General features: G+C 73.6%; 9 protein-coding genes and 1 tRNA gene. 4 read left to right on the top strand and 6 right to left on the bottom strand.

Annotated features, from left to right (window positions below):
* Positions 1-44: 44 nt before the first annotated feature.
* The 4 genes from IEZ12_RS32975 to IEZ12_RS32960 form a co-directional block, all read right to left on the bottom strand.
* A tRNA-OTHER gene (locus IEZ12_RS32975) sits at positions 45-137 on the bottom strand.
* A gap of 150 nt (positions 138-287) precedes the next feature.
* A complete protein-coding gene (locus IEZ12_RS32970; protein WP_189277417.1) occupies positions 288-1,073 on the bottom strand; it encodes an SDR family oxidoreductase in 786 nt (261 codons plus the stop codon).
* Between the two features lie 49 nt (positions 1,074-1,122).
* Entirely contained in the window at positions 1,123-2,016 is an 894-nt protein-coding gene (gene sigJ / locus IEZ12_RS32965; RefSeq protein WP_189277414.1) for an RNA polymerase sigma factor SigJ, read from the bottom strand.
* Between the two features lie 79 nt (positions 2,017-2,095).
* The gene (locus IEZ12_RS32960) at positions 2,096-2,698 is read right to left on the bottom strand and encodes a superoxide dismutase (RefSeq protein ID WP_100588228.1); all 603 of its coding nucleotides are present in this window, start codon (positions 2,696-2,698) and stop codon (positions 2,096-2,098) included.
* 95 nt (positions 2,699-2,793) lie between these two features.
* Here IEZ12_RS32960 and IEZ12_RS32955 point away from each other — a divergent pair, with 95 nt between their 5' ends.
* Entirely contained in the window at positions 2,794-2,931 is a 138-nt protein-coding gene (locus IEZ12_RS32955; RefSeq protein ID WP_229848462.1) for a hypothetical protein, read from the top strand.
* A gap of 2 nt (positions 2,932-2,933) precedes the next feature.
* Here the strand turns inward: IEZ12_RS32955 and IEZ12_RS32950 are convergent, their stop codons facing one another.
* Positions 2,934-4,487 (bottom strand): ATP-dependent DNA ligase, encoded by a 1,554-nt coding sequence (locus tag IEZ12_RS32950; protein ID WP_189277411.1) that lies wholly within the window; start codon positions 4,485-4,487, stop codon positions 2,934-2,936.
* 109 nt (positions 4,488-4,596) lie between these two features.
* Between IEZ12_RS32950 and IEZ12_RS32945 the strand changes: the two genes are divergently transcribed.
* Positions 4,597-4,824: a hypothetical protein gene (locus tag IEZ12_RS32945; RefSeq protein ID WP_189277409.1), complete on the top strand. Its 228-nt coding sequence runs from the start codon at positions 4,597-4,599 to the stop codon at positions 4,822-4,824.
* A 2-nt stretch (positions 4,825-4,826) separates the two neighbouring features.
* Here IEZ12_RS32945 and IEZ12_RS40250 read toward each other — a convergent pair whose 3' ends face one another.
* Positions 4,827-7,286, bottom strand: a complete 2,460-nt coding sequence (locus IEZ12_RS40250; RefSeq protein ID WP_189277407.1) for a lysylphosphatidylglycerol synthase transmembrane domain-containing protein — start codon at positions 7,284-7,286, stop codon at positions 4,827-4,829.
* A 210-nt stretch (positions 7,287-7,496) separates the two neighbouring features.
* Here IEZ12_RS40250 and IEZ12_RS32935 point away from each other — a divergent pair, with 210 nt between their 5' ends.
* Both IEZ12_RS32935 and IEZ12_RS32930 read left to right on the top strand, forming a co-directional pair.
* Positions 7,497-7,775: a hypothetical protein gene (locus IEZ12_RS32935; protein WP_043914977.1), complete on the top strand. Its 279-nt coding sequence runs from the start codon at positions 7,497-7,499 to the stop codon at positions 7,773-7,775.
* A gap of 60 nt (positions 7,776-7,835) precedes the next feature.
* Positions 7,836-8,089, top strand: a 254-nt coding sequence (locus IEZ12_RS32930; protein ID WP_189277398.1) for an NUDIX domain-containing protein, incomplete at its 3' end; no start/stop codon positions are given.

Below are 8,089 nucleotides of genomic sequence, written 5' to 3'. Positions count from 1 at the left end.
CGGGCACCTCTCCTTGCTTCCAACCCGTTTCCGGGTCGTTTGCGCGGAGAGGGCAGGATTCGAACCTGCGTGGGCGCGAACGCCCGGCTGGGGTTTTTAGGCCCCGGTCCCCGATAAGCCGCTCCGGGCACCTCTCCTTGTTCCCGACCCGGTTTTTGTTTCCCCGTGCCGTTCACATGGATAACAATGCCAGACGCCGCTTAGACGGCGCTGACATCCTTCTGACAGCTCGTCGTAACCCGGAGGGGCCTTTCGGAAAGCGTGGGTGCGGCCCCGCCCCGGCGGGGTCAGGAGGTGCGGGTGGCCAGGTAGTCGGCCCAGGTGGCGGTGCCGTCGGCGTGGGCCGGGGTGGTGAGGTGGCCCTGGCGGAGGGCGGCGCCGACGCGGCCGGGAAGGTGGATGGGGAGGACGCGGCGACGGCGCGGGTGGGTGGCGCGGAGCCAGCCGGCGGCGAGGTCGGTGGCGGGATGGATCTCGGGGCCGCCGAACTCGGGTGCGTGGCCGACGGGTTGGCCGAGCGCGAGGACGACCAGGCGGTCGGCGACCTCGGCGGGGTGGACGGGCTGGCAGGGGGTGTCGGCCGGCAGGGGGAGGACGGGCAGCCGGGCGAGGGTGCTGAGCATGCCGTCGAGGAGCGCCGGGAACTGGGTGGCGCGCAGGTTGCTCCAGCCGAGGTCGGACGCGGCGAGCAGGCGTTCGACCTCCAGTTTGACGCGGTAGTACGTGAGCGGGACCTTGTCGACGCCGACGATCGAGATGTTGACGAGGTGTCGGACGCCGGCCCGGCGGGCCGCGTCGAGCAGGTGGCGGAAGGCCGGCAGGTCGTCCTTGGGGCGGCGCGGGTCGCTGGCGCAGTGGATCACCGCGTCGACGCCGATCAGCGCGGCGTCCAGGCCGACATTGGCGAGGAGGTCGCCAGTGTGCCACTCGGTGCGGCTCGCGCCGGGGACGTCCGGCGGGGCGGTGCGGCGGGTGAGGGCACGTACGGTGAGGCCGGTTCCGTGCGCCCGGCGCAGGACTTCGCGGCCGAGTACGCCGGTCGCGCCGGTCACCAGCAGGGTGCGCTCGTTCATGGCTGTCGGTTCCTTCCCGGAGGGGGCTGTGCAGGAAGGAACCGGACGGTCAGGCGTTCTGTGACAGCGGTCGGTGGTGGGCCGCGAAGTGGGCGAGCTTGTCGGGGTTGCGCAGGATCCGGACGGCGGTGACGCCGCCCGGGCCGAGGTCGACGGAGCCGACCGAGGTGAGTCGGTCGCCCTCCCAACCGAGCACCGCCGGAAGGCCGTTGGCCTCGGCGAACTCCAACCGGACGCCGCCGGTGAAGCGGGCGAACAGCCCGGCGAGGAAGCGGGCGGCGTTGTTCCGGCCGGTGACCGGGCGCATAGCGGAGCGGACCTTGCCGCCGCCGTCGGCCCACACCACGACCTGTTCGGCGAGGAGTTCTTCGAGCCGGTCCAGTGCACCGTCGGCCGCGGCGGACAGGAAGCGTTGCAGCAGGGCGGCGTTCTGGGCCGGGTCGGGCGCGGGGTGCGGGGCGTCGTCGCTCAGGTGCCGGTGGCCGCGGTGGTAGAGCTGGCGGGCGGCGGGCTCGGAGCAGTCCAGGACGCCGGCGATCTCGCGGTGGCTGTAGGCGAACGCGTCGCGCAGCACCACCGCGGCCCGCTCCGGCGGGGTGAGCCGTTCCATCAGGGTGAGGACCGCGAAGGACACGGCTTCGCGCTGTTCGGCGTGCTCCATCGGCCCGAGGGCGCCGCCACCGGTGGCGACCGGTTCGGGAAGCCAGTTGCCCGGGTACTCCTCGCGCCGGGCCCGGGCGGAGGTGAGGCGGTTCAGGCAGAGGTTGGTGAGCACCTTGTTGAGCCACGGCCCGGGCGCCGCGACCTGTCCGGGCAGTGCGCCGTGCCAGCGCAGGTAGGCGTCCTGCACGGCGTCCTCGGCCTCCGCGGCGGATCCGAGCATGCGGTACGCGAGCGAGAACAGCCGCGGCCGGTGCGTCTCGAACTCCTGTGCCGCGTCCATGGCGCCCACGGTAGCGGGGCCGCGCGGACGGCGGTGCCGGAGCCCGCCCCGCCGGCGGGCTCCGGCGGAGGTGCGCCGGTCAGGCGGAAGTGGCCGCGCCGAAGCGGGTGGTGACGTCCTGCCAGTTGACGACGTCCCACAGGCGGGTGACGTAGTCGGGGCGGACGTTCTTGTACTGGAGGTAGTACGCGTGCTCCCAGGCGTCGAAGGCGAGCAGCGGGACGGTGCCCTGGCCGACGTTGCCGTGGTGGTCGTAGACCTGCTCGACGATCAGGCGCTTGCCGAGCGGCTCCCAGGAGAGGATGCCCCAGCCGGAGCCCTGGACGCCGACGGTGGCGGTGGTGAGCTGCTGCTTGAACGCCTCGAAGCTGCCGAAGTGCTCGGTGATGGCGTCGGCGAGCGCGCCCTCCGGGCGGTCGCCGCCCTCGGGGGAGAGGTTCTGCCAGAACAGCGAGTGCAGGACGTGGCCGGACAGGTTGAAGGCGAGGGTCTTCTGCAGGCCGACCAGCGAGCCGAACTGCTCCTTGTCGCGGGCCTCGGCGAGCTGTTCCAGCGTCAGGTTGGCGCCGTTGACGTACGCCTGGTGGTGCTTGGAGTGGTGGAGCTCCAGGATTTCGGCGGACATCGCCCGCTCCAGGGCGGAGTAGTCGTAGGGCAGGTCAGGCAGCGTGTAGGCACCCATGGGTGAGCAGCCCCTCTCGGTCGACGGATGATCCGTTGCGAGGCTCACCCTATTGCAACTCTTTTGCAAGAGCGCCAGGAGGGCATTAAGGGCGGGTGTCGCCGCATGTCGCCGGTGGTCACGGCCCGTCAGGAGGTCTCGCCGTACTGCCGTGCCGGGTGATCCCCGACCCGGAGACCGGCACCCCGCTGGTCGTCCCGGCCGCCGACCGCCGGGCGGACGCCGGGAACTGAGGTCATCGGAGCAGCGCCGCCACGGACTCCACGGTGTCGGCCTCGGCGGCGCCCTTGTCCTCCCGGTAGCGCAGCACCCGGGCGAAGCGCAGCGTCACCCCGTCCGGGTAGCGGCTGGAGCGCTGGGCGCCGTCGAAGGCGATCTCCACCACCAGCTCGGGCCGCACCACCACGCCCCACCGCTCCTCGCGGACCGCCAGCTCCCGCAGCCGCGCCGTCTGCCACTCCAGCAGGCTGTCGGTGAGGCCCTTGAACGTCTTGCCGAGCATCGCGAACGTCCCGTCCGGCCGCCGGGCCCCCAGGTGCAGGTTGGACAGCCGCCCGGTGCGGCGGCCGTGCCCCCATTCGGCGGCCAGCACCACCAGGTCGAGGGTGTGGACGGGCTTCACCTTCAGCCAGGACGAGCCGCGCCGGCCCGCGCTGTACGGCGCGTCCAGCGACTTCACCACCACCCCTTCGTGCCGGTGCTCGGCGGTTGCCGCGCGGGTGAACTCGCGGGCCAGCCGCCGCTGCTCGGGATCGGACGGGTCGTCCACCCGGAGCTGCCGGACCCGGGCGGACTCCGGTGCCAGGGCGGCCAGTTCGGTGTGGCGTTCGGCGGCGGGGGCGTCCAGCAGATCCCGGTCTCCGGTCAGCAGCAGATCGAAGAAGACGGCGGACAGCGGGAGTTCGCCGCTTCCGCCGGTCCCGACGGGGCTGCCGGTCTCACCGTGCGAGCCGACCCGGCCGGAGGTCTGCTGGAACGGTCGCGGCAGTCCTCGCTCGTCCAGCGCCAGCACCTCGCCGTCCAGCACCAGCCGCCGCTGCGGCAACTCCCGTACCCGCGCCACCACTTCCGGAAGCCGGTCGGTGATCTCGGCGAGCGTGCGGGTGTAGACGCGCACCTCGTCGCCGTCCCGGTGCACCTGGATGCGGATGCCGTCCAGCTTCTCCTCGACCACGCACGGGCCGAGCCGGTCCAGGGCCTCGTCCACGTCCTTCGCGCTCTGCGCCAGCATCGGCTGCACCGGACGGCCGACGGTCAGCCGGAAGGCGTCCAGCGCGGCCGGGCCTTGGGCCATCAACTGTCCGGCCAGTGGGCCGAGTTCGCCCGACAGCATGAGTGCCCGCCGGACCGCGTCGGCCGGTGCGCCGACGGCTGCCGCCAGGCCCTCCACCGCCACCGCGTCCAGCGCACCCTGGCGCAGCTCGCCGGAGAGCAGGCCGAGCAGGAAGTGCTGCTCCTGCTCGGTGGCCAGCGCCATCAACTCGCCCACCTGGCGCTTGCGTTCACGCTGCGAACCGGGCCCGGCGAGGGCTGCGAGCGAGGACAGCCGGCGGTCCAGCTCCAGCACGCCGAGGGTCGCCCCGGCGGCCGGCGCGGGCCGCTCCCGCAGCGTCTGCCACCCCACCCCGACCTTCCGCTGCGGCAGCCGCCCGGCCAGGTACGCCACCACCACCGGCGCCTCCTCGGCCGAGACCCGTCCGAACAGCTCCGCCAGCACCCGCACCTTCTCGGACCGTGCCGCCGTCCCCGCCAGCCGCGCCGACGCCCCGGCCACCTCCGCCACCAGCATCCCGACCACCCTCCACCGCACCGGCCCCGTCCCCACCGTACGAGCCGGGACACGAGACCCGCCGCCCGAAAGGTGACCGTTCCGGGCGGTTCCGCCGGATACTGGCGGTATGCGCATGAATGCGGAGAACCCTGAGTATCCCGAGGACGACGACGAGTCGACGCCGACCGTGTTGGAGGGTGTCGAGGAGGAGCGGGAGGCGGTGGAGCCGGAGGTGGACGACCTGGAGGTGTTGCGGCGGCAGCGCGAGCTGGGGGCGGCGCCGGCGGACGAGGGGGACGCGGTGGAGCAGATCCGGGAGGTCGGGGTGGGGGACGAGGACCACCGGGCGGACTGAGGTCAGATCGCCCGGCGGCGCTTCAGCCAGCTGAACGCGGCCCAGCCGGGCAGCACCGGCAGCATGAAGGTGAGCAGCCGGAACAGCACCACCGCAGCGAACGCGGTGCCGTAGTCGGTGCCCGCGGTCGCCTTCAGCATGCCTGCGGTCAGGCCCTCCACGCCGCCCACGCCGCCCGGCGTCGGCACCACGTTACCCGCGGCGTTGCCGGCCAGGAAGCTCACCGCGACGGCGTTGAACCCCGGGTGCACGCCGACCGCACGGGTGCAGCAGTACAGGCAGACCACGAAGCACATCGACACCAGCAGCTGGCCGGTCACGCCGGTGGCGAGCCTGCCAGGCTGCTGAGCCAGGTCGAGCAGGCGCGGCAGAACCTCGGCGCGCAGCGGCCGCAGCAGGGTCTGAGCGCGCCGCCGCAGCGACGGGACGGAGGCGATGGACCCGGCGACGACTGCGACGGCCGCTCCGGCCAGCCACAGCAGCCAGCCACCGGGCAGCGAGGAGGACTCGGTGCCGGGCAGGGTGCCGTCCGAGCCGACCAGGGCGGTGAACACGGCGAGCTGCAGCATGTGCAGCACCAGTCCGAACAGCTGGCTGACGCCGATGCTGGACATCGCCTGCGCGGTGGGGATGCCCGCGCACTGCAGGTAGCGGGTGTTCAGGGCGAGGCCGCCGACGCCGCCGGGTCCGGCCACCTTGACGAAGGAGCCGGCCACCTGGGCGGCCAGCGTGGAGCGGAACGACAGCTTCTCGGGGACGAAGCCGCTGAACGCGAAGGTCGCGACGGGGTAGCTGGCCGCGGCCCAGAACATCGCGCCGGCCAGCCACAGCGGGTCGGCGTCGGAGACCACCACCACCGGGTTGACGGCGCTGCTGAACAGGAACTGGAGCAGCGTGATCCCGGCCACGATCCCGGCGATCACGGTGATCAAGGTGCGCGGGCGCAGCCGCTCCAGCCGGACGGGTTCGGTGGCGGCCTGCGGCATCTGCCGCTGCACCTCGGCGCGCAGCTCGCCGGCCAGCTTCTTGTGGCGGGCGAGTGCGGCGCGGGTGTCGCGGGCCAGTGCGATCGGCTGCAGCAGCGGCAGCGCCGCGCCGACCGGGCCCTGCCCGAGCACCTCGATCGCGGCCCGCACCGCCCGTTCGGGCCCGGCGTGGACGGCGAGGACGGCGAGCATCCCGGCGACGTCCAGCCGCAGCAGCAGGTCGCCGGCCGCGATCTCGCCGCGGGCCAGCCCGACCAGGTGGACTCGGCCTTCCGCGTCCAGCAGCACGGTCTGCGGGGAGAGCGAGCGGTGCGCGATCCGGCGGCGTTGCAGCAGCGCCAGCTGCTGCCAGGCGTCGCGGAGTTCCGCGTCGGTCGGAGTGATCTCGGGGACGCCGTCCGGCTCCGCCGGGTCGGTCGGCGGGGTGCACTCGGCGAAGAGCTCGGCGAACGGCCGGGCGTCGATCCGGTGGTAGGCGACCAGCGCGGCGTCCGGGCTCAGCTCGACGGCGGCGACGGGCGTTCGGGTGCGCGCGCCCGCGGCCGTGGCGGCGTGGCCTAGCAGGGTCTGGTGCTCCAGCCCGGCGCGCAGCGGGCGCAGGCCGAGCGGACGGGGCGCGGTGCGCAGCCGCAGCGCCAGCCACAGGTGGCCGAGCAACCCGCTGGCCTGGACGTGCCGGTCGAGCAGGTGGACGTCCAGGTCGGGGCGGCCGTCGTGCTGGGTGACCAGGTAGCGGCTCGACCCGACCGCGAGCACCGCGTCGGGGCGTACCCCGCAGGCGGCCAGCGCGGCGCCGATCTGGCCCTCGGTGGGCGTGCCGACGGGCTCGCCGACGGCGTACCGGGTGGCGTGCGCGGTGGTCCAGCCGAGCAGCAGCGACAGCACCAGCGACAGCGGGGTGGCGTACCCGGTGATCAGCCCCGACAGGCCGGACAGCGTCAGGGTGACCGCCAGCGCACTGCGCCAGCGGCGCATGCCGGCCGTGCCGATCGCGGTCATGAACGCCACCACCGGCGCGAGGTGCCCGTACACCGGGTCGGTCCGGCCGGCGCCGCCGGGCAGCTCGTGGGTGAGCGTGGTCAGGTCGCCGGCCAGCAGGTCCAGGCCGAGCGAGAGGCCGTACGCGAGGACGGCGGCGAGGACGCCGTCGGCGACCCGGCGGCCGTCGGCGCGCAGCAGCCGGTCGACGGCGTAGCCCAGCGGCACCAGCAGCAGTGCGCCGCCGCAGAGCGCCGCCGCGAGCTGGACCGGCGGCCAGGGCAGCAGATCGGCGAAGCGCGACACGTCGGTGTCCAGGCCCAGCGCGGAGGAGCGGGCGTAGCCCGCCAGCAGTAGCACCAGGGCGATCCAGCACAGTCCGGAGAGCAGGCGGATGAGGGCGGCCGGGTGCCGGACCCGGTCCGCGAGCCCGCTGCGCGGGGCGGATTGTGCGGTGCGCTGTTCCTTGGATTCGTCGGCTTGTATCACCGTGGCCACGCGGCATGGTCCCACACCGCGAGGGTCCTGAGCTGGCCTTTCGGTAAAGGGAGTTCGAGGCGTTGTCATGGATACGGGCTGATAATGGGCATATCGGGCCGATCGAGTCGGAGACGGCCGAGAAGGTCCGACGGAGGCCGAGGAAGGTTCCAGGAAAGTCTTGGGAAGGCCGAGGAAGGCCTGAGGAAGGCTGTGGAAGGGAGGTCGGCGATGACCAAGCGATCGACCGACACGACGAGCAGGCTCCGCAGGGGCAGCGAGCAGGTGCTGGAGCACCGCACCATGGAAGCCGATCCGGCGCCCCTCGCGCCGCAGCTGCACACGGACACCGCGCGCGCCGCCGACACCGGCGGCTACCCCGGCGACATCGAGTTCAGCCACGGCGGACGCCGGACACCGGAGGCGGCCGGCCCGGCCGACGGGCCCGCCGCCCACACCGAACTGCCCGGTCACCGGCACCGCGGCGCGGAACGGCATTCGGAGCACTGAACCCCCGGCGGGGGTGAGAGAGTTGGCGCCGCAAGCCGCCACCCCCGCCGAAGGAGTCCCATGGCCGACGCCCCCGAGTTCGCCTCCCGCGAGGACTGGCTGAACTCCCTGCACCGCGTGTTCGCCGCCGCGGGCTGCCTGATCACCGACCCCGAGGGACGCGTCCTCGTCGTCAAGGCCGGCTACCGGGACAACTGGCAGTTCGTCGGCGGCACCGTCGACCTCGGCGAGAACGCGCAGCAGTGCGCCACCCGCGAGCTCCACGAGGAGACCGGGCTGCACCGCGAGGCGGGCGACCTGCTGGTCGTCGCCTG

Origin of the sequence: Kitasatospora griseola (assembly GCF_014648555.1) — a bacterium.
Classification (GTDB): Bacteria; Actinomycetota; Actinomycetes; order Streptomycetales; family Streptomycetaceae; genus Kitasatospora; species Kitasatospora griseola.
The sequence above is the reverse complement of the archived record's forward strand: the minus strand, read 5'-3'. Positions and strand labels throughout refer to the sequence as shown.

Bases quoted from the DNA above. Each gene is read 5' to 3' on its own strand.
- IEZ12_RS32970 (WP_189277417.1), bottom strand. From the start codon at position 1,073: ATGAACGAGCGCACCCTGCTGGTGACCGGCGCGACCGGCGTACTCGGC.
- sigJ (WP_189277414.1), bottom strand. From the start codon at position 2,016: ATGGACGCGGCACAGGAGTTCGAGACGCACCGGCCGCGGCTGTTCTCG.
- IEZ12_RS32960 (WP_100588228.1), bottom strand. From the start codon at position 2,698: ATGGGTGCCTACACGCTGCCTGACCTGCCCTACGACTACTCCGCCCTG.
- IEZ12_RS32950 (WP_189277411.1), bottom strand. From the start codon at position 4,487: ATGCTGGTGGCGGAGGTGGCCGGGGCGTCGGCGCGGCTGGCGGGGACG.
- IEZ12_RS32945 (WP_189277409.1), top strand. From the start codon at position 4,597: ATGCGCATGAATGCGGAGAACCCTGAGTATCCCGAGGACGACGACGAG.
- IEZ12_RS32935 (WP_043914977.1), top strand. From the start codon at position 7,497: ATGACCAAGCGATCGACCGACACGACGAGCAGGCTCCGCAGGGGCAGC.